The sequence below is a fragment of the Pantoea sp. V106_11 genome, assembly GCF_029967885.1.
Lineage (GTDB): Bacteria > Pseudomonadota > Gammaproteobacteria > Enterobacterales > Enterobacteriaceae > Pantoea > Pantoea ananatis.
The window spans coordinates 63427-84201 of the sequence record NZ_JASCAK010000027.1; the positions used below are offsets into that span (position 1 = coordinate 63427).

A 20775-nucleotide genomic window follows, 5' to 3' on the forward strand; every position below is an offset into this window, starting at 1 on the left:
TCATTAGGGTACAACACGACGTTCATTCGCAGAATGAAGCGCCTGATGCGGATGCATCAGGCGATGTCGACAAACAACAGCGGTGCTTTATGCAAGTTTTTATCATGCGTCACGGCGATGCGGCTCTTGAGGCTGCCAGTGATTCAGTCAGGCCTTTAACGCTTTGTGGATGTGACGAATCACGTCAAATGGCGAACTGGTTAAAAGGTCAGTCTGTTGACATTGAACGTGTACTGGTCAGCCCCTATCTCCGTGCGCAGCAGACGCTTGCCACATTTCGTGAGGCGTTCCCTTTGCCAGAAGGGGAGGATATTTTGCCGGAACTGACGCCCGGCGGCGATCCCGGTCTGGTCGGATGCTATTTGCAGGCACTGGCGAATGAAGGGGTTAAATCGGCGCTGGTTATCTCCCACTTGCCACTGGTGGGCTATCTGGTGTCGGAGCTTTGCCCCCAGGAAACCCCACCGATGTTTGCCACCTCGGCCATTGCCTGCATTGACTTCGATCCGGCTGAAAGTCAGGGCAAACTGTTATGGCAGGTCAGCCCCAAAAAACTCGCGAAAGCGATGTAATAATGTCGGGCCATTTACTGGCCCGAACATGAAAACGACCCCCGAACGTCATTCCCGTCTGCTTCTTTCCCTGCAGGTCAGGCAATCACAAAACGTGATACTGAGCCCGCCAGCGTTTGCGCCTGGTCATGGAGCGCGCTTGCCGCCGCAGAGGACTGTTCCACCAGGGCCGCGTTTTGCTGCGTCACGTTATCCATTTCAACGATAGCCACGCCGACCTGCGCAATGCCGCGGTTCTGCTCTTCAGACGCGTGAGAAATTTCGTTTAACAGATCTGTTACGTTACTCACCGAGTTGACGATTTCCCCCATGGTATTGCCCGTCTGGCTAACCAGTTGTGAACCCGCATTGATGCGCGCTACGGAATCGTGAATCAATGCTTCAATCTCCTTCGCTGCCTGCGCGCTGCGCTGAGCCAGATTGCGCACTTCGCTTGCTACCACGGCAAAGCCACGACCTTGTTCACCGGCCCGTGCGGCTTCTACGGCGGCATTCAGGGCCAGAATGTTGGTCTGGAAGGCGATGCTGTTGATGACAGAGGTGATTTCTGAGATTTTACCGGAGCTGGTGGTGATCTCATTCATGGTCGTCACCACATCCGTAACTAGCTGTCCGCCGCGACTGGCTGTGTCGAAGGTTTGCTGCGCCAGACGGCTCGAATGATGGATGTTGTCTGCGTTCTGCTTAACCGTCGCCGTAAGTTGCTCCATGCTCGCGGCTGTCTGCGCAAGGGCCGCAGCCTGACTTTCCGTGCGGGCTGACAGGTCATTATTGCCCGAGGCAATTTCGGCTGAAGCCTGACTGACGCTGGTTACGCCGCTGCGGATGCCGCTGATAATGCGACGCAGTTCATCGCTCATTTCAGCGACCGCATGCATTAATTCGCCCAGTTCATCCCGACGGGATGATTTCAGCTTAATGCTCAGGTTGCCACGCGCCATCTCATTAGCCACGTTCAGCAGCTCAGAGAGAGGACGCGTCAGTTGACGGGTAATAAACAAGGCAATAAGAATGCCTGCGACGACAGCGGCGATAATGATCACCGTCATCAGCCAGACAGCCTGGTTCGCATCGTGATTGGTCGCATCGAGTTGCTGCGTAAACAGTGCGTTGCTCATGTCGGTCAGGGTTTTGCCCGCCACAGCCAGTTGCGCGGTGGCCTCATCGCCCGAGGCCACTGATGCCATCAGCGCAGAGATTTCACCCTGTTTCGCCTCAAGCTGTGCACTGACTTTTTCAAGGGCGGCACCGTCTGCAGGATTGAGACGCGGTTTAACCTGCGCGATCAGCTGCACTGTTTCCGACAGGAAGCTGCTCAAGGCATTGCGGTCATCGTCTTTGTGCTCAAGGCCGAAGAGTTTCACGCGCACCGCCACGCCGCCCAGATGCTTATTAATTTCCTGTAACGCCGGGCCCGTCTGTGGGTCGCCGCTGTTGCTGGTGGCAAGCTGGCTGATTTCGCGCATCTCATCTGCTACGGACAGATTCTGCAGCGCCTGCGTACCGTTACGGACGGCCTGCACGGTTTCGGCCCGTTTCTGCCGGTAAGTGGCAATGGCGGACGGCATCGCCGTAATCATGGCCTGCTGACTGGCATCCCAGCGGAAAGCGCCCAGGTTTTTCAGATTCTGATCCACCTCTTTCAGCATGGTTTCGTTTATGTCGATGAATTTCTCATCATGCGTTTTAACGAACTGCAGTCGGGCATCTTTGGCCTGAGAAAACCGGTCATTAACGCTTTTCAGCTCCCTGAGCTTTTCGGCCCGGACGCTAATATCGTTGAGGTTTTTAATACCACATATCGCGACGGCCAGACTTAAAAGCAAAATCAGTCCAAACCCGAGCATGAGCTTTTTGCCCACGTTTAAATTCTCAAAAAAACGACTTAATGCGCTCATTCAAAATGTTCCCTTGGTTAATACGCCAAAATGTTGAAGCCTAATGTGCCTAAATGCCTAGACGTTATCGGCAAGGGAAAACTTGTATTGAATATAAATAGTTTCTTAAGCAAATAGTCTGCGTCAGCCTGAACAGAAAGCAGCAGAACGCCTGGCCAAACAGGGGCGGGATCGGGCGTTTAAGGGGAGCGACGTGTGAGTCCGTTTAACGGGCTCCCCCGTCAAAGGGGGAGGCAGCGGGGCAAGGTGCTTAAGCCGTTTTGCTGCCTGAATGTCAGGGCAGCTCTGGCGGTTGCCACTCTTCTACTTCAATCAGCACCAGCAAGGCAGCGTCGCCACCAAACATTTTAGGTGCCTGGTGAAAGGCCATTACCCAGGGATGTTGAGCCAGCCAAAGCGGCGTTTGCTGCTTTAGAATATGTTTACCATGTCCGGTCATCACGCTGGCGCAAAAAAGGTGTTCGCGACGACAGGCGGCAATTAGCGCGCCTAACTCCTGCTTGGCCTGCATCTGTGTTAACCCATGCAGATCGAGAAAAATCTCTGGCGTATAATCGCCCCGACGCAGCTTTTTCAGCTCAAAATGGCTCACGTCCGCGCGCACATAGCGCGTCGCCCCTTCAGTGGAAAGCAGCGGCTGGAACTCATCGGAAAAGTAGTGGCTGTTATCCGCCTGTTCAGACAGCAGCCTTTTTATCGGCACTTCCCGGGTTTTAACCGCCGGTTTGTGTACGATAGTGTCTTGTTTTAACTGACGCGTTCCTGTCATCAACTGGCGAAACAGCGCTTGATCATCCTGGCTCAGGGGGTTTTTTTTACTCATGGGTGGTGAATCATGTCTGAGGTGGCTGATTAACAGCAGAAGCCGATACCTTACCGTTAACCGTCATTAATTGTCAGCTTTTTCACCTTGCTGCGCTGAATTCTCCTCGGCTTCGTGGCAAACTATCGGCCGAATTAGTAAAAGGCCTGCGGAGGGCTACGTGGACAAAATTTTCGTCGATGAGGCAGTGAACGAACTGCACACCATTCAGGATATGCTGCGCTGGTCAGTTAGCCGCTTTACGGCTGCCGGAATCTGGTACGGACACGGCACAGATAACCCCTGGGACGAAGCTGTCCAGCTGGTCCTGCCCACGCTGTGGTTGCCCCTGGATATCCCTGAAGACATGCGTAACGCGCGCCTTACGGCCAGCGAACGCCATCGCATTGTTGAGCGCGTTATTCGCCGCGTGAACGAGCGCATTCCGGTCGCCTATCTCACGAATAAAGCCTGGTTCTGCGGCCATGAGTTTTACGTTGATGAACGGGTTCTGGTTCCGCGTTCGCCCATTGGGGAACTGATTGAAAACCGCTTTGCCGGTCTGATCACGGACAAACCGCGACATATTCTGGACATGTGCACCGGCAGCGGCTGTATTGCGATTGCCTGCGCCTATGCCTTTCCGGACGCAGAAGTGGATGCAGTGGATATTTCCCACGATGCGCTGGCGGTCGCCGAGCAAAATATTGAAGAGCACGGCCTGATTCATCACGTCACGCCGATCCGCGCCGATCTGTTCCGCGAACTCCCGCCGGTGCAGTACGACCTGATCGTGACGAATCCGCCCTATGTCGATGCGGAAGATATGGACGATCTGCCGAGCGAGTATCAGCATGAACCCGAACTGGGGCTGGCGGCGGGCAGCGATGGCCTTAAACTGGTGCGCCGCATTCTTGCCTGCGCGCCGGGCTACCTGAGCGAGCAGGGCGTGCTGATTTGCGAAGTGGGCAACAGCATGGTGCACATGATGGAACAGTATCCCGATGTGCCCTTTACCTGGCTGGAGTTCGACAATGGCGGCGACGGCGTCTTTATGCTCACCCGCCAGCAGATCGTGGATGCACAGCACCATTTCTCATTTTATAAAGACTAAAAGGATGGGCGAACCTTCGCCCGTCAAACCGTAACAAGGAATCTCAATGGCCGGAAACAGCATCGGACAGTTCTTTCGCGTCACCACCTTTGGTGAATCTCACGGTATTGCCCTGGGCTGTATTGTTGATGGCGTGCCGCCGGGCATCCCGTTAACCGAAGCCGATATTCAGCACGATCTCGACCGTCGTCGTCCAGGCACGTCGCGCTATACCACCCAGCGCCGTGAGCCGGATCAGGTGAAAATTTTGTCTGGCGTGTTTGAAGGTGTGACCACCGGTACCTCGATCGGCCTGCTGATTGAGAACACCGATCAGCGCTCGCAGGATTACGGTGCCATTAAAGATCTGTTCCGTCCTGGCCATGCGGATTACACCTATGAGCAGAAGTACGGTACGCGTGACTACCGTGGTGGCGGCCGTTCATCAGCACGCGAAACCGCGATGCGCGTGGCTGCTGGGGCGATTGCCAAAAAATATCTGCAGATGAAGCACGATATTGTGGTTCGCGGCTATCTGGCGCAGATCGGCGACGTGGCCTGTGAACTGAAAGACTGGAGCATTGTGGAAGATAATCCTTTCTTTTGCCCGGATGCGGACAAGCTGGACGCGCTGGACGAGCTGATGCGCGGCCTGAAGAAGGAAGGCGATTCGATTGGGGCCAAGGTTACGGTCATGGCGGAAAACGTACCACCAGGCCTGGGCGAGCCGGTTTTTGATCGCCTGGATGCCGACCTGGCGCATGCGCTCATGAGCATTAATGCGGTGAAAGGGGTAGAAATCGGCGACGGTTTTGCTGTGGTTAATCAGCGTGGCAGTCAGCATCGCGATGAAATTCGCGCCAGTGGTTTCCAGAGCAACCATGCGGGCGGTATTCTGGGCGGCATCAGCAGCGGTCAGACCATCAGCGCCAATCTGGCCATGAAGCCCACCTCCAGTATTACCGTGCCGGGGAAAACCATCACCCGCGACGGCGAGGAAGTGGAGATGATCACGAAAGGTCGCCACGATCCCTGCGTGGGCATCCGTGCCGTGCCGATTGCCGAAGCCATGATGGCCATCGTGCTGATGGATCATCTGCTGCGCCAGCGCGCGCAGTGTGGCGATGTGCACTCCACCGTGCCACGTTGGTAAGCCAATGAAAATTTTGCTGATGGTGAGCGCGCTGTTGTTGAGCGCGGCCAGCCTGGCGGCGACGCCGTGGCAGCGCATCCAGCACCCGATTGCGGGTCAACCGACGGCTATTGGTGGCTTTGCCAATGGCTGTATTGTGGGTGCGCAGGCTTTACCGCTTAATTCGCCTGATTATCAGGTGATGCGTCAGGATCAGCGCCGCTATTTCGGGCATCCCGATCTGATCCTGTTTATCCAGCGCCTGGCCACCCAGGCCCATAGCCTCCAGCTAGGAAACGTGTTGATTGGCGATATGGGCATGGCGGCGGGCGGGCGCTTCAGCAGTGGACATGCCAGCCATCAAACCGGGCTGGACGTGGACATCTGGCTGCAACTGCCTAAAACCCGCTGGAGCGCGCAGCAGCTGCTTAAGCCCCAGCCGCTGGACCTCGTCACCGCCGACGACAAGAACGTGGTGGCGCGCCACTGGCAGCCTGAGATTGACAGCCTGATTAAGCTGGCGGCGAAAGATGAAGATGTCACGCGTATTTTCGTCAATCCGGCGATTAAAAAGCAGCTGTGTGCCGATGCAGGCACAGACCGGGCCTGGCTGCGTAAGGTGCGTCCGTGGTTTGCGCATCGCGCCCACATGCACGTCCGTTTGCGCTGTCCGCAGGGCAGCCCCGACTGTGAAGAGCAGGCACCGCCGCCTGCCGGTGACGGCTGCGGCGCAGAACTGCAAAGCTGGTTTTTGCCCAAGCAGCCTGGCTCTGCACCGGTGAAACGTGAACCGCCGCCGCTGCCTGCGGCCTGTCAGGCACTGCTGGATAAACATCTACTGTAAGGGTTCCCATGGAATGGTTCGTTGTCAGCCCGTTGTTGGTCGCGCTGCTGTTTTTCATTGCGCTGCTGGCAGGTTTTATTGACTCCATTGCGGGCGGCGGCGGACTGTTAACCGTTCCCGCGTTGCTGGCGGCCGGGCTGTCACCGGCTCAGGCGCTGGCAACCAACAAGCTGCAGTCGGTCGGCGGATCGTTCTCGGCCAGCCTCTATTTTGTCCGGCGCGGGGCGATTAAGCTGAGCGAGCAGCGGCTGAATATCGCCATGACCTTTTTGGGGGCGGTTGGCGGTGCCATTCTGATCCAGCACCTTCAGGCTGATTTTTTGCGTCAGGTGCTGCCGCTGTTGTTGATTGCTATTGGCATGTGGTTTCTGCTGATGCCGCGCATCGGTGAAGACGATCGCGTTCACCGCCTGCAGGGGCTGCCTTTTGCCCTGGTCGGCGGTGGCTGTATCGGCTTTTATGATGGCTTCTTTGGACCCGGTGCGGGCTCTTTCTACGCGCTGGGCTTCGTGACGCTATGCGGCTACAACCTGGCGAAAGCCACCGCCCACGCCAAACTGCTCAATTTCACCTCCAACTTGGGCAGCCTGCTGTTTTTTATGTTTGGTGGCAAAGTGGTCTGGGGCACGGGACTTATCATGATGCTGGGGGCTTTTTGCGGGGCTCGCCTGGGCGCCAGGCTGGTGCTGGCACGCGGACAAAGGCTGATTCGCCCGATGGTGGTCATCGTTTCGGCGGTAATGAGCATCAAGCTGCTCTGGGACAGCCACGGCAGCGAATTCATGGCCTGGCTGAGCACGCTGAATCTGTAATACTTTTACGTGATGACTTAATGACAACAACACATAATTACGCGCAGCTTATTACGCTGTTTGATGACTGCTTTAGCCACGATTTTCAGACCCGTCTAATTAAAGGCGATGACGAACCGATCTATCTTCCAGCGGATGATGAATCACCATGGAACCGGGTGGTTTTTGCTCATGGGTTTTATGCCAGCGCGCTGCATGAAATTTCACACTGGTGCATTGCTGGCGAAGCCCGGCGTAAGTTAGTGGATTTTGGCTACTGGTATTGTCCGGACGGACGCGACGCGCAAACGCAGAGCCAGTTTGAAGCGGTTGAGGTGAAGCCACAGGCGCTGGAGTGGATGTTTTGTGTAGCCGCAGGCTTTCCCTTCAACGTCAGTTGTGACAATCTCGAAGGCGATTGTGAGCCAGATCGCATTGGCTTTCAGCGTAAAGTTCATGCCCAGGTCATGAGCTATCTGGCGTCGGGTATTCCTGACCGCCCCGCACGCTTTATTTCAGCCCTGGCTGACTATTATGGCAGGCCTTCTCTGACCGCATCGCAGTTTCCCTGGCCGGACGATCTGTGATGCATAAGGGACTTAATAACAGAGGAATGATGAGATGATCGCAGAATTTGAGGCACGTATTCTGGCCCTGATTGACGATATGGTTGAGCACGCCAGTGACGATGAGCTATTTGCCAGCGGTTATCTGCGCGGCCACCTCACTCTGGCAGTCGCTGAAGTGGAACTGCTGGACGACCACACGCCGCAGGCGCTACAGATTCAGGTGACACGTAGCCTGCAAAATGCCATTGCTGCCGGGGAGTTATCGCCACGGGACCAGGCGCTGGTGATTGGCATGTGGGATAACCTGTTTTTACAGGCCCGTCAGACGGCTTGAGTAGTCAGGGCGGCAGACCGCCCTGTGCTATTTCCCCGCTTTTTTACCCTTCAGTAGTTTTCTTACCCAGTAACGATTGGGATGAAGCGCCGCGAGCGTGTTGAGGTCCAGCGGCTGGGGTTCACCGCTAAGCTGAGCCGCCAGCACTTCCGCCGCCAGGGGGGCGCTGCACAGCCCGCGTGAGCCAAGCGCACCAAACAGATAAAGGCCAGGGAAACAGGGTGCCATTTCGCTCTCGGCCTCGCGGGCGCGCTGCTGAGCAAGATCGGCATAAACGTCAAGCGTTGCCACGTAATCCGGCACGCTGCCGACCATGGGCAAATGATCGCGTGTGGCGCAGCGCACGCCATTGCGCGCCTCGCCCTCACTGACGTCCACGTCATTCACCCAGTCGCTGTGTGGCAGGCAGTGCTGCAGACGGCTGCGGTTTTGCTGCTGATCGTCTTCGCGATAGGCGGTAGAGGTGTCGCCACGATGATAGCTGGCCCCGATACAGTGCGTACCAAACTGCGGGCTGGCTGGCGTGAGGTAGCCGTCATAGCAAAGTACCGCTTTCAGTGCCGACAGGGCCGGTGAAGCCGGGATATGGCTGACCTGACCGGCGACCGGGTAAACCGGCAGGGCATCGGTCTGAGGCAGATCGGTCATGGCATGACCATTAGCCAGCACCACAGCCTGATGCTGGGTTGCGGGCTTTTCGTCAAAGGTTAACTGCCAGCCTTGCTGAACCTGCGTCAGTGCGGTGACGCGGTGCAGCCAGTGAATGCGTAATCCACGCTGCTCGCAGTGGGACAGCAGGGCTGTGGTTAATTCGGCCGGGGCCAGCCAGCCGCCCAGTGGATAAAATATACCTCCGCAATCCAGCGCCACATTTGCCAACGCGGCTGCCTCGTCCTGGTTGACGCCAAAGGCGACCTCAGCCGGTAGGGCCATATCCAGCATCTGCGCAATCTTACTGGCACTTTTCTCGTCCCAGCCCAACTGCAATACGCCGCTCCAGTCATGTTCATAAGGCAGATCGAGTTGATCATACAGGCGACGGGCAAAACTGAATGCGGCAGGAAAGAAAGCCGCCAGGGCAGGATCGTGCTGGTTAAGGAGCGGATAGAGCGCGCCCTGACGATTACTGGACGCCCCCAGCGCGGGTGCCTCGTCAGCGCAGTAGAGCGTCACGCGAAAGCCCCGGCGAAGTAAGGCAAGGGCCAGCGTCGCGCTGGCAACGCCGCCGCCGACCAGGGCGATCTCCTTACCGGACAGGGCAGGGCGCGCATACCAGGGCTGGCGATGAGTCAGCGCAGGCGCGGCCTCAAGCGAACCGCACAGCATTTCCCGTTTCGGCCCAAAGCCTTTACGCCGGGTCACCGCAAAGCCCGCCTGTTGCAACCCGCGCCGCACAAAACCCGCTGCCGTAAAGGTTGCAAATGTGCCCCCTGGCCGGGCCAGTTTCGCCATCGACGCAAACAGTTCCGGCGTCCACATATCGGGATTTTTCGACGGCGCAAAGCCATCCAGAAACCAGGCATCCACCTGGCGATGCAGACTGTCATCAAAATTATCAATTAGCGCATTAATATCGCCTAACCACAGGTCCAGTGTGACGCGGCCCGAATCAAATAACACCCGCTGGCAGCCTGGCAGTGCCAGCGGCCACTGGTGCTGGAGCTGTTCAGCCCAGGGGGCCAGTTCGGGCCAGTGCTGGTGGGCCGCCGTTAAATCGGCCTGCGTCAGGGGGAATTTTTCAAAACTGATGAAGTGCAGACGTTTTAGGGGCGCGTCAGGATAATGTTGCTGGAAGGAATCAAAGGCCTGCCAGAGCGTGAGAAAGTTCAGGCCTGTGCCAAACCCGCTTTCGGCAACAATGAGCAGATCGCGCGGGTGCTGATGAAAGCGTTGTGGGAAATCATTGCCACCCAGAAAGACATAACGTGTCTCTTCCAGACCGTTGTCATTGGAAAAATAGACGTCGTCAAACGCTCGGGAAACAGGTGTACCCTGTTCGTTCCAGCTCAGTCTGGCGTGTTCAACCTGGGGTGTTTTCACAGTAAAGGCTCATTTTTCAGGGAGTGTCAGGATCTTATCGGTCGGAGTGACATGACGCAAATTTACAAAAGGAAATGGCTGATCGGACTTGTTCGGCGTACAAGTGTAAGCTAGAGTGCTCGTCAAATAACAGAAGTGGTGAGGAAGATTGAATGAAACGTGCTGTGATTACTGGCTTAGGGATCGTTTCCAGTATTGGTAATAACCAGCAAGAGGTGCTGGCATCTCTGCGTGAGGGCCGCTCAGGCATCACTTTTTCCCAGGAGATGAAAGATTCCGGCATGCGTAGTCACGTCTGGGGTAACGTTAAACTCGATACTACCGGCCTCATCGATCGCAAAGTTGTGCGTTTTATGAGTGATGCGTCCATCTATGCTTACCTGTCTATGGAAGAAGCCATCAAAGATTCTGGCCTGAGCAACGAAGCTTACCAGAATAACCCTCGCGTAGGTCTGATTGCAGGATCTGGCGGTGGTTCCCCACGTTTTCAGGTTTTTGGTGCGGATGCCATGCGCAGCCCACGCGGTCTGAAAGCCGTAGGGCCTTATGTGGTGACTAAGGCAATGGCGTCAGGCGTTTCAGCCTGTCTGGCTACGCCGTTTAAAATCCACGGCGTGAACTATTCAATCAGCTCTGCCTGTGCGACCTCCGCGCACTGTATCGGTAACGCGGTTGAACAGATTCAACTGGGCAAACAGGATATCGTTTTTGCGGGCGGCGGCGAAGAGCTGTGCTGGGAAATGGCCTGTGAGTTTGATGCAATGGGCGCACTTTCTACGCGTTATAACGACACGCCAGAAAAAGCCTCACGGACCTATGACAACGAACGTGATGGCTTCGTCATTGCGGGCGGCGGCGGTATGGTCGTGGTTGAAGAACTGGAACATGCGCTGGCGCGTGGCGCGCACATCTACGCTGAAATCGTGGGCTATGGCGCAACGTCGGACGGGGCAGACATGGTTGCGCCATCCGGTGAAGGCGCAGTGCGCTGCATGAAGATGGCGATGCACGGTGTGGATACGCCAATCGACTACCTGAACAGCCACGGAACCTCTACGCCAGTCGGTGATGTGAAAGAGCTGGGTGCCATTCGCGAAGTGTTCGGCGACAACACGCCGTATATTTCTGCAACCAAAGCGATGACCGGCCACTCCTTAGGGGCGGCGGGCGTGCAGGAAGCTATCTACTCGCTGCTGATGCTGGAGCACGGTTTTATTGCCCCAAGCATCAATATCAGCTCGCTGGACGCGGCGGCAGAAGGGATGAATATTGTGACTCAGCCAACTGAAAAAGCGCTGACCACGGTAATGTCAAACAGCTTTGGCTTTGGTGGCACCAACGCCACGCTGACAATGCGTAAATACCAGGCTTAATGCCCGGTTAAAAACGTGACGTCGCGCTGCGCGGCACGACGTGAACCCTGTGAAAAGGTCGGCTTGCCGGCCTTTTTTGTTTTGATTATCCCTTAGCGACGGTTGGGTGATGAGCCCGATGAAAACAGCCTCACCAGCTTATCGCACCCGGCCACTATCTCATCCGGCGTCAGCGCCGCAAAACCCAGAATCCAGCCTTGCTGACGCGCGCCATCGCCGTAGAGCGGACTCAGGCGAGGCAGCAATAACCCCATCTTCTCGGCCTGTAAACTCAGCCTCGCTTCGTCGCCCTGCCGCAGAGCAACGGTTGTCTGCAGTCCACCCGGGCAGGGAAAGGGCCTGAGCCAGGGCGTCAGGCGTTGCGCTATCTGCTCGAGTAAGCGATCGCGGCGGCTATGGTAAAGCTGGCGCATCAAACGCAGGTGGCTGGCAAAATGCCCCTGCTGCATAAATTCCGCCGTTACCGCCTGGGGCAGCAGGGCGCTATGCCCGTCAAGCAGGCTGCGCGCGCGACCTAAGGGCGCGACCAGCGGGCCGGGCACCACCATCCATGCCAGACGTAGCGACGGAAACAGCGATTTTGAAAATGTGCCGAGGGTAATGACCCGGTTATCGTTGTCGAGCCCGTGCAGCGCAGACGCAGGGCGATCGTCATAGTGAAACTCGCTGTCGTAATCGTCTTCAATCAGCCAACTGCCGTTGCGCCGTGCCCAGTCCAGCCAGGCCAGACGGCGCGGCAGGCTTAATGACACGCCGGTGGGATACTGATGCGAAGGTGTCAGATACATCAGCTTTGCTGTTCCGGCTTGAGGAATCGCCCCCTCGGCATCCACCTGAATGCCGCGCACCCGTGCGCCTGCAGCAAGAAAGGCATTGCGCGCGCCCGCATAGCCCGGCTCTTCCATCCAGATCTCATCACCGGGATCAATCAGCATTAACGACAGCAGCTGCAGCGCCTGCTGTGAACTGGTCAAAATAATCACCTGCTCAGCCTCGCAGTGAACCCCACGAGACAGGGCAAGGTAGTCTGCAAGCGCGTGGCGAAGTGGCAGGTACCCCAACGGATCGCCATAGCCCATGACGCCAGGGCCTGCGGTGCGCTGCACGCGGGCGGTTAAGCGCCGCCAGAGAGGATGAGGAAAGGCGCGCAAATCTGGCGAACCTGCCGAAAAGGCATACGGAAAGGGCACATCCTGACAACCGCCTGTCGCCAGCATCTGATGGCCGCGCTGCGAGAAATGCGCCATGCGGTCAGCGCGGGGGCGCGGCGCGCTGACCGGCAGCGTGATGGCAACGAAGCTACCGCGACCGGACTCCCGCCGCAGGTAGCCTTCACTTTCAAGCTGAGCGTAAGCCGCTTCAACCGTAACGCGTGACAGATTCAAATCGGCAGCCAACTGACGGCTGGAGGGCAGTTTCTGACCCGCCTGAAGGTGCGCGGTTTCTATCCACTGGCGAAGCGTGGCGCACAGGCGGTCGCGCAGACCGCCGGTTGCCTGATGATGAAACAGTTGCAGCAGCGGGGAAGTCATCGTGGTCTTATGGGCTCATTGAAAGCGGTATTATCCAGCAGTCCACTTTGCCGTAAACTGCCTGTCTGCCACAACAGGAGAAAAAACGATGTCATCTGTTTTAGGTTTTCCCCCCGCGTCACCGCAGCAGAGCCTTGCATATCTGCAGGCCAAACTGGCTTATTACACCGATGCCTGGGATCTGGCTGACGATCTGGCCCATCAGCGACCGGGCGTTGTCGTCATTGATGCCCGTCAGATCGAGGCTTACCGCGCCGGTCATCTCTGCGGAGCAATAAATTTTCCGCATCGGGAAATGAATGAAGCCAGCACGGCCGGACTGGATCGCAACCTGCTGTATGTGACGTACTGTGATGGCATTGGCTGCAATGGTTCGACCAAAGCGGCTTATCAGCTGGCGTTGCTGGGATTTAAGGTCAAAGAACTGATTGGCGGGCTGGATTTCTGGAAGCGCGATGGCCATCCCATGGCATGGGGCGACGAGCCGGGAGAATGGCCGCAGACGGCTTCTGCGGCATCCTGTGGGTGTTAACTTACAGCACCAGCCAGAGTAAAAAGGCCAGAACGATTAACCCGACGATCGCGCTCAGCACCGGGCGCGCTGCCAGCGGCTGCAGCACAGGCGGCAGCGAGCCGGAGATGGGCGCCCAGATGGGATGCGGATTCAGTTCGTTATCGGCCAGGGCTTGCTCGTGTGCTCTTTCTGCGCGACGTGCAAACAGGAAGTTAAGCAGATCCTGGGTTTGCGTCGGGGTCAGCACCATCTGAGGCGTGGCCTGAAAGCGTTGCAGGCTGTAGTCTTCCAGCATCTGCTGTTCACGCTGATCCAGAGGGTGTTTCAGCGAGGTTTCAATCAGCTGCAACGTTGGCGCACTGTGCTGGCTTAACGTCTGACGGACCTGTAAATACTGAGTGAGCAGCGGATAGTGGCGTGACGGGATCGGATCGCCGCTGGTCAGGTTTACCAGCTTTAGTGCGGCGGTCCATATTTTGCCACTGGATTCGCCCGTTGCGGCAGCCAGGCGAACAATTTGCTGATTCAGCGCCTGATGCTCGGCAGGCAGCAGCGTGCGATCGCTGCTGCGGCTCTGCTGAGGTTGCGGAATGGCCATCTGACCATTTTGCAGCATGGTCAGCACCTGACGAAGCTGATCCTGGGTTAATGCGCTCAGCACCGTCTGACCAAACTGCTGGCGGATAAAATCACTTACCGCCTGGCGGTTATTGCCTTTGGGCAACAGGTCGGTGAGTTGCGTCATTAACTGACGCGTACCGTGACCGGTCTGCACCTGCGCCAGGCGGTTGTTAAGAAACTGCTCCGCAGCCGGAAAATGGCGTGACTGGAGTTCTGCTTCGCTTTTAACACCGACTTCATGACGCAGGCCGGCCCAGAGCTCAGGCGCTTTAAGCGTGCTGAGCGACATGATGCGCACAATCAGGCGCTCAAGCGTCGTGCGCTGGGCAGGAGAAAGGGGTTGTTCACCGGCAACACTTCCCGTACGCGGGGCGTCAGTTTGCGGATTAACAGATGAACGATCGCCGACCGGCACACCGGGGCCGCTGACAGGTTGCATGGCGGATTCCTTGGGAAACAGAACAGCGTGGGGTGCGCCGGAAACAGAATACACTATGATAACAAAAGCCCCTGGGAAATCCACGGGGCTTGTGTGTTTCGAACAAAGATTTACTTACTGATGCGCGGGAGCGGGCTTACGGCGCAGCCGTTTCCATAGCAGCGGCACGATTAATACGGCAACGGCGAGGATCAACAGGACTTTCGCAATCGGACTTTCCCACAGAATGCCCATCTCACCGTTGCTGATCGACAAGGCACGCCGCAGGTTTTGCTCCAGCATTTCACCCAGCACGAAACCTAAAATCAGCGGGGACATGGGGAAATCCATTTTCCGCAGGATATAGCCGAAAATCCCCAGTCCGACCATCAGCAGCAGGTCAAAGGTGGTGCTGTGCACCGCATAAACGCCCACGGCCGAGATGGCGGCGATAGCCGGAACTAAAAACCACAGCGGAATCGTCAGCATCCGCGCAAACACGTTGATCATCGGGATGTTCATGATCAGCAGCATCAGGTTACCAATCAGCAGCGCGGCAATCAGTCCCCAGACGATATCCGGCTGTTCGGTAAACATCGCAGGTCCAGGCGTGATGTTGTACAGCGTCAGCGCACCGACCATGACCGCGGTGGTGCCGGAACCGGGAATGCCCAGGGTCAGCATCGGAATAAACGAGCCGCAGGCGGAGGCGTTGTTCGCCGCTTCCGGCGCAGCCACACCGCGAATATCGCCCTTACCAAACTGATCGCTGCCAGTGATTTTTTTCTCGGCCATGTAGGCGATAGCACTGGCGATAGTGGCGCCCGCGCCGGGCAGCACGCCCACAAAGAAGCCGATAAATGAGGCACGCAGTGTGGCACCCGTAGACATAGCGGCCTCTTTCATATTGAACATCATGCGGCCACTGGCACGCACCACCTTTTGCCCGCTATGGGTGGATTCCAGCATCAGCAAAATTTCGCTCACTGAGAACAGGCCAATGACGACCACGACAAACTGGATGCCGTCAGAAAGGTGAACGCTGTCAAAGGTGAAGCGATAGACGCCGGTATTCGCGTCCACGCCCACGGTCGCCATGCTCAGCCCGATCAACGCCGACAGAAATGATTTAAGCGGGTTCTGACTCATCATGCTGCCCAGACAGGCAATGGCGAAGACCATAAGCGCAAAATATTCGGCTGGGCCAAACGCCAGCGACCAGCGGGCCAGCAGCGGTGCGAATAAGATGATGCCGATGATAGCGATGGTGGAACCGACAAAGGAGCTGACGGCAGAGATAGAGAGTGCCACGCCCGCTTTTCCTTGCTGCGCCATCGGATAGCCATCCAGTGCGGTCATAATGGCGCCGGCATCGCCCGGAACGTTGAGCAGTATCGACGAAATACGTCCGCCGTATTCACAGCCCAGATAAACGGTGGCCAGCAGAATCAACGCGGATTCTGCTGGCAGGTGCAGGGCGAACGCCAGCGGCATCAAAATCGCTACGCCGTTGATCGGCCCGAGTCCCGGCAGTAAGCCTACGATGGTGCCGATAAAGCAGCCGATAAGGGCAATCAGCAGATTTTCCGGCGTCATGGCAACGGCAAAGCCGTGCATCAGGAAAGACCAGGTTTCCATCATTTCTCTCCTTAATTAAACAGGCTGCCAGCAGGCAAGGTAACGTCCAGTAGATGGTCGAAGGCGTAAAACAGTGACCATCCCATTACACCACCGGACAGCACAGCGGCCCACCAGCGCGCGCCAAACAGCAGGCCGATACCAAACGTCAGCAGCGAGGTCGCTAACGGGAAGCCCAGGGTTTCAAACATCCCGCCGTACACCAGCATCATCGCCGCCAGCGCCACCAGGCGTTTCAGTGTGGCGGGCGTGGGCCACTGGATGGCATCCGGTTTTCTCAGCAGCAGCATCACGGCACAGAAAGCCATCAGGCTGAGAAGCACCAGCGGAAAAGGACGTGGGCCGACAGGCTCATAGCTGTATTCACTCTGAATCTGCCAGGCGATAACCAGTCCCGCCAGGCACAGCACTAGCCACAAGGTGGCAAAAATACGATCGCTCATGATCTCTCCCGCTTACTTAGCCAGACCAAAGGATTTCGCCTGCTCGCGATAGGCGGCAACCTGGTCTTTCACGTATTTATCCAGTTCAGCGCCAAACATATTGAATTCGAACAGGCCTCGCAGTTCGCGCTGCTTCTTGAATTCAGGGGTTTGCACCATTTTCTCAAAGGCGCTCTGCCACCACTGATAATCGGCATCGCTGACTTTAGGGCCAAGATAGAAGCCGCGAATAATCGGCCATTCCACGTTAAAGCCCTGCTCTTTGGCGGTAGGAATCGAGGCCAGCTGATCGGGCAGGCGTTTGTCTGCCATTACCGCCAGCACGCGCAGTTTGCCCCCTTGTAAATGCGGCACCATCTCGCTGAGATCGCCCGACATCACCTGAATATGATTACCCAGCAGGGCGGTGACGACTTCACCACCGCCTTCAAACGCGACATAGCGCATTTTGCGCGGATCAATACCGGCTTCTTTTGCGACCAGCGCCGTTTTCATCCAGTCCTGGCTGCCGATAGAGGCACCCGCACCCACCACCACTTTGGTGGGATCTTTTTTCATATCCGCCATGAGTTCGCCCAGGTTTTTCCACGGCGCGTCTTCACGCACGGCAATCATGCCGTAATCGGTGCCGACCGCCGCCAGCCACTTCACGTCATCAACCGAGTAGCGACCAAATTTTCCCTGCGACAGGTTCAGCAGCGATCCCCCCGAAAAGGCCACGACCGTACCGGCTTCGGCAGGACGCTGCGCAACGATCGCGTTATAGGCCACCGCGCCTACGCCACCTGGCATGTAGGTAATGCGCATCGGCTTCTCGATCTGCTTCGTTTCCATCAGCGAAACCTGAATCAGCTTACAGGTCAGGTCAAAACCGCCGCCGGGTTTAGCCGGTGCGATGCATTCTGTTCTGTCGGGTGCAGCAGCATAACCTGATGAGGGCAACATAAGAGCCAGTAGGGCAGAGGCGAGGGCGGTGTGGATTATTTTTTTCATCGTGCGCTCCATCTTTGTTTCAGAGTGTGATTACTACCGACTATTCGGTGTTATTGAATTGTTAAAACAGCAACCTTTCATTTACCTTTCATTCATGAGGTTTAGTGAAAGGATGTGATATGCGTCTCTTACTGGTGGAAGACACGGCCGAGCTGGCGCGATGGTTACAGAAGGCGTTAACACAAAAAGGCTTTGCTGTGGACTGGGTGGCGGACGGCCTGGCGGCCGATCACAGCCTGCAAAGCGAAGACTATGCGCTGGTCGTGCTGGATGTCTCTCTGCCGCGCCTGGACGGCATTGAAGTATTAACCCGGCTGCGCCGCCGGGGACAAACTGTGCCGGTACTGATGCTGACCGCGCGCACTACGCTGGATGACCGCGTGCGCGGTCTGAACACGGGGGCGGATGACTATCTGACCAAACCCTTTGAACTGGATGAGTTGGACGCGCGCCTGCGAGCGTTAATGCGGCGTTCGCAGGGGCAATCGCCACAAAACAAAACGCTGGGCCAGTTGGTACTGAACGGCGAGGGTTACTTTTTGCTGGCCGAAAAACCGCTGGCGCTGACGCCGCGAGAATCCAGCGTGCTGACCACGCTGATGCAGCGTCAGGGTCGCCCGGTCTCGCGGCAACATTTGTATGAACAAACCTTTACGCTGGCGGATGAAGCCAGCCCGGAAAGTATTGAACTCTATGTGCATCGGGTGCGCAAAAAACTGGCCGGAAGTGATGTCGGTATTGTGACGCTACGCGGTCTGGGTTACAGCCTGGAAACCCTGGCATGCGATTAATCACCTCGCTACGGGGAGAGCTGCTCGCCTGGCTGGGACTGCCATTGCTCCTGCTGTGGATTCTGTCGGTTTATACGCATTACCAGAGCGGCCTGGCGGCGGCGAATCAGGCCTACGATCGTTCGCTGCTGGCCTCTGCGCGCACCGTTGCCGAGCGGCTGGTGGTCCGTCATCAGCATCTGGAGGTCGATGTGCCCTGGGTCGTGCTCGACAGCTTTGAGCGCAATATGAACGATCGCCTGTTTTACCAGGTGATTTCGCCCCAGGGTAAAACGCTGTCGGGTTATGACGGGCTGCCGCCGATTCCGACCACCAGCGAGATGTCTGAAGCCTATCCTGCGTTAGTCCATTTTTATGACGGGTTTTACCAGAAACAGCGCATTCGGGTCGCGGCCTTATGGCAGCCGGTCAGCGAGGCGGGCGTGGAAGGTATGGCACTGGTGCTGGTGGCGGAAACTATCCATTCCCGTGAGGCGTTTGCCCAGGGGCTGATGCGGACAGCCTTACTTAGCCAGAGCGCGCTGGTGCTCATCGCCTTGTTGCTGGCGAGCATGATGCTGCGCCGGGTATTACGGCCTTTACGTCGGCTGTCAAAGATTGTCCTGCGCCGCGACGGTGCTGAACTGACCCCGCTGCCTTCGCTGCCCTGGTCGGAACTTCAGCCGCTCATTGTGGCCTTTAACCGCTATCTGGAACGGCTGAGAAAATTGCTGGCACGGCAGGATCGGTTCAGCGCCGATGCCGCGCATCAGCTACGCACACCGCTCACCATTCTGAAAACGCAGATTAGCACGGCGCTGGATAGCGATCGGCCCGAACAGTGGCGGGAAAGTCTACAGAGCATGCACTACACGCTGGATGACACCATTCTGCTCACCGACCGTCTGTTACAACTGGCGCGCATCAAAGCCCGTCACGGGGAAGATAAACCCATGACGCGGGTGGATTTGGCGGCAGTGGTGCGTGAAGCGTGCCTGAGTCGTTATGCAGCGGCGCGCGCGAAACAGATTGACCTGGGTTACGAAGGGGATGAGCACGGTGAGGTGAAAGGCGATGCGCTGTTGCTGGGCGAGCTGTGCGCCAACCTGCTGGATAACGCGATTAAGTACACGCCAGCGCAGGGCATGATTACGGCCCGCGTAGAGAACGGCAGGCTGCAAATTGAAGACTCGGGGCCGGGGATTAGCCGGGAAGAGCAACAAAAAGCACTGCGGCCTTTTATCCGGCTGGATAATGCCGCGATGCAGGCCGGAGCGGGCATTGGACTGGCGCTGGTACAGGATATTTGTGCCTGGCACGGGGCGGCCGTCACGCTGGAGAGCAGTCCGTTACTGGGCGGACTGCGTGTTTCCGTCAATTTTAGCGCGGATCGGCCTTGATCGATTTGCGCGCGCTAAGCGGCCTGCGCAGCCGCTGTGCCAGCAAAACGCCCGTCAGCGTCAGACCGCCGCCGATCCAGTGATAGCTGTGCAGATGCTCATGCAGAAACAGCACCGCAATCAGGGCGGTAAAAACCGGCGTCAAATTCATAAAGATGCTGGTGATGCTGGCACCTAATTTTTGCACGCCATGGATCCACAGCCAGGGGGCAAGAATCGAGGCAAACAGCCCGGCAAAAGCCACCAACGGAAGGTTACGCGGCGTAAGCGCCACGTCCGGCGTCATCAGAAAGCCGGGTAACAGCAACAGAACGCCAAAGGCAATTTGCACATACAGGCTCTGCCAGACCGGCAGCGGAATTGACCAGCGTTTGGTCATCACGCCATAAAGCGCATAGCTGGCTGAGGCCGCCAGCATCATGGCTTCACCTGCTCCGATGCCGTGATGCAGCAACTGATCAAGATTGCCTGCGCTGACCAACCAGATTAAGCCACAAAAGGAGATCAGGCTGCCCGCCAGAATCCCCACGGTCGGGGCAATGCGCAGTATGACCACACTGAGCAATACCGTTAACAGTGGGATTAGCGCGGCGATGATACCCATAAACAGGGCGCTCACGCTGTGCGCGGCATAGTAGGCCAGGCTTTGTTACAGCGCCATGCCCAGCAGACCCAGAACCATCAAGCGCAAGAGGTGCGGCCGGATCGTCTGCCATTGCCGTATCACACCCGGTAACACAAACGGGGTCAGGACCAGCAACGCCAGTAACCAGCGATAAAAAGAAATCGCCGCAGGCTCGATGGCACTCGCCGATAATTTATTAACGATAGCATTAACCGACCAAATTAAGACCGCAAACAGCGGGAACAAAAAGAACATAATATGACTCCAGCCTCAGACCCGCCGCAGTGTACGCCTGTGTTGCCCCTTTCTGCCAGCCTTAGCACTCACTGCACAGCGTGGTTAGGCTAACGCGGGGCTTTTGTGCCAAAATAGC

At 57.1% G+C, this 20775-nt stretch carries 19 protein-coding genes and 1 pseudogene; 11 read left to right on the forward strand and 9 right to left on the reverse strand.

Annotated features, from left to right (window positions below; genetic code table 11):
* The first annotated feature begins 89 nt into the window (after positions 1–89).
* Complete coding sequence (sixA, locus tag QLG08_RS10245) at positions 90–572, forward strand: phosphohistidine phosphatase SixA (RefSeq protein ID WP_013026570.1); 483 nt, start codon at positions 90–92, stop codon at positions 570–572.
* 77 nt (positions 573–649) lie between these two features.
* Here sixA and QLG08_RS10250 read toward each other — a convergent pair whose 3' ends face one another.
* Positions 650–2470 (reverse strand): methyl-accepting chemotaxis protein, encoded by a 1821-nt coding sequence (locus tag QLG08_RS10250; RefSeq protein WP_028715419.1) that lies wholly within the window; start codon positions 2468–2470, stop codon positions 650–652.
* Positions 2471–2744: 274 nt separating this feature from the next.
* Positions 2745–3293 carry an endonuclease SmrB gene (smrB, locus tag QLG08_RS10255; RefSeq protein ID WP_013026568.1) on the reverse strand — a complete coding sequence of 183 codons (549 nt, stop codon included), beginning with the start codon at positions 3291–3293 and terminating at the stop codon, positions 2745–2747.
* 160 nt (positions 3294–3453) lie between these two features.
* Here smrB and prmB point away from each other — a divergent pair, with 160 nt between their 5' ends.
* Genes prmB through QLG08_RS10285 form a run of 6 tightly spaced genes read left to right on the forward strand, consistent with a single transcriptional unit; the run spans position 3454 to position 8035 of the window.
* A complete protein-coding gene (prmB, locus tag QLG08_RS10260) occupies positions 3454–4386 on the forward strand; it encodes a 50S ribosomal protein L3 N(5)-glutamine methyltransferase (RefSeq protein ID WP_014605352.1) in 933 nt (310 codons plus the stop codon).
* 46 nt (positions 4387–4432) lie between these two features.
* Positions 4433–5518 (forward strand): chorismate synthase, encoded by a 1086-nt coding sequence (aroC, locus tag QLG08_RS10265; protein ID WP_014605353.1) that lies wholly within the window; start codon positions 4433–4435, stop codon positions 5516–5518.
* Between the two features lie 4 nt (positions 5519–5522).
* Positions 5523–6341, forward strand: a complete 819-nt coding sequence (gene mepA / locus QLG08_RS10270; protein ID WP_041455847.1) for a penicillin-insensitive murein endopeptidase — start codon at positions 5523–5525, stop codon at positions 6339–6341.
* Between the two features lie 8 nt (positions 6342–6349).
* Positions 6350–7153, forward strand: a complete 804-nt coding sequence (locus QLG08_RS10275) for a sulfite exporter TauE/SafE family protein (RefSeq protein ID WP_013026564.1) — start codon at positions 6350–6352, stop codon at positions 7151–7153.
* A 20-nt stretch (positions 7154–7173) separates the two neighbouring features.
* Positions 7174–7719 (forward strand): elongation factor P hydroxylase, encoded by a 546-nt coding sequence (locus QLG08_RS10280; RefSeq protein WP_013026563.1) that lies wholly within the window; start codon positions 7174–7176, stop codon positions 7717–7719.
* A gap of 34 nt (positions 7720–7753) precedes the next feature.
* Positions 7754–8035: a YfcL family protein gene (locus QLG08_RS10285; protein WP_013026562.1), complete on the forward strand. Its 282-nt coding sequence runs from the start codon at positions 7754–7756 to the stop codon at positions 8033–8035.
* A 27-nt stretch (positions 8036–8062) separates the two neighbouring features.
* On the opposite strand, the gene mnmC is transcribed toward QLG08_RS10285, so the two are convergent.
* Entirely contained in the window at positions 8063–10075 is a 2013-nt protein-coding gene (gene mnmC, locus QLG08_RS10290; RefSeq protein WP_282472899.1) for a bifunctional tRNA (5-methylaminomethyl-2-thiouridine)(34)-methyltransferase MnmD/FAD-dependent 5-carboxymethylaminomethyl-2-thiouridine(34) oxidoreductase MnmC, read from the reverse strand.
* 152 nt (positions 10076–10227) lie between these two features.
* Between mnmC and fabB the strand changes: the two genes are divergently transcribed.
* Positions 10228–11448, forward strand: a complete 1221-nt coding sequence (fabB, locus tag QLG08_RS10295; protein WP_013026560.1) for a beta-ketoacyl-ACP synthase I — start codon at positions 10228–10230, stop codon at positions 11446–11448.
* Positions 11449–11540: 92 nt separating this feature from the next.
* On the opposite strand, the gene QLG08_RS10300 is transcribed toward fabB, so the two are convergent.
* Positions 11541–12980: a PLP-dependent aminotransferase family protein gene (locus tag QLG08_RS10300; protein WP_145032353.1), complete on the reverse strand. Its 1440-nt coding sequence runs from the start codon at positions 12978–12980 to the stop codon at positions 11541–11543.
* Between the two features lie 88 nt (positions 12981–13068).
* Between QLG08_RS10300 and QLG08_RS10305 the strand changes: the two genes are divergently transcribed.
* Positions 13069–13512: a rhodanese-like domain-containing protein gene (locus tag QLG08_RS10305; protein WP_014605357.1), complete on the forward strand. Its 444-nt coding sequence runs from the start codon at positions 13069–13071 to the stop codon at positions 13510–13512.
* A 1-nt stretch (position 13513) separates the two neighbouring features.
* Here the strand turns inward: QLG08_RS10305 and flk are convergent, their stop codons facing one another.
* The 4 genes from flk to QLG08_RS10325 all read right to left on the reverse strand — a co-directional run bounded on the left by flk (position 13514) and on the right by QLG08_RS10325 (position 17559).
* Entirely contained in the window at positions 13514–14554 is a 1041-nt protein-coding gene (gene flk / locus QLG08_RS10310; protein WP_019106017.1) for a flagella biosynthesis regulator Flk, read from the reverse strand.
* Between the two features lie 114 nt (positions 14555–14668).
* The gene (locus tag QLG08_RS10315; protein ID WP_026021021.1) at positions 14669–16171 is read right to left on the reverse strand and encodes a tripartite tricarboxylate transporter permease; all 1503 of its coding nucleotides are present in this window, start codon (positions 16169–16171) and stop codon (positions 14669–14671) included.
* Positions 16172–16182: 11 nt separating this feature from the next.
* Positions 16183–16614, reverse strand: a complete 432-nt coding sequence (locus QLG08_RS10320) for a tripartite tricarboxylate transporter TctB family protein (RefSeq protein WP_013026555.1) — start codon at positions 16612–16614, stop codon at positions 16183–16185.
* 12 nt (positions 16615–16626) lie between these two features.
* Positions 16627–17559 carry a tripartite tricarboxylate transporter substrate binding protein gene (locus QLG08_RS10325; protein WP_227008734.1) on the reverse strand — a complete coding sequence of 311 codons (933 nt, stop codon included), beginning with the start codon at positions 17557–17559 and terminating at the stop codon, positions 16627–16629.
* A gap of 167 nt (positions 17560–17726) precedes the next feature.
* Between QLG08_RS10325 and tctD the strand changes: the two genes are divergently transcribed.
* A complete protein-coding gene (tctD, locus tag QLG08_RS10330) occupies positions 17727–18398 on the forward strand; it encodes a transcriptional regulator TctD (RefSeq protein WP_282472900.1) in 672 nt (223 codons plus the stop codon).
* Complete coding sequence (locus QLG08_RS10335; protein ID WP_176018921.1) at positions 18389–19777, forward strand: sensor histidine kinase; 1389 nt, start codon at positions 18389–18391, stop codon at positions 19775–19777. The genes tctD and QLG08_RS10335 overlap by 10 nt, the downstream gene beginning before the upstream one ends.
* Here QLG08_RS10335 and QLG08_RS10340 read toward each other — a convergent pair.
* Positions 19758–20657 (reverse strand): annotated as a pseudogene (locus QLG08_RS10340) (DMT family transporter). The gene QLG08_RS10335 and the pseudogene QLG08_RS10340 overlap by 20 nt on opposite strands.
* Positions 20658–20775 lie beyond the last annotated feature (118 nt).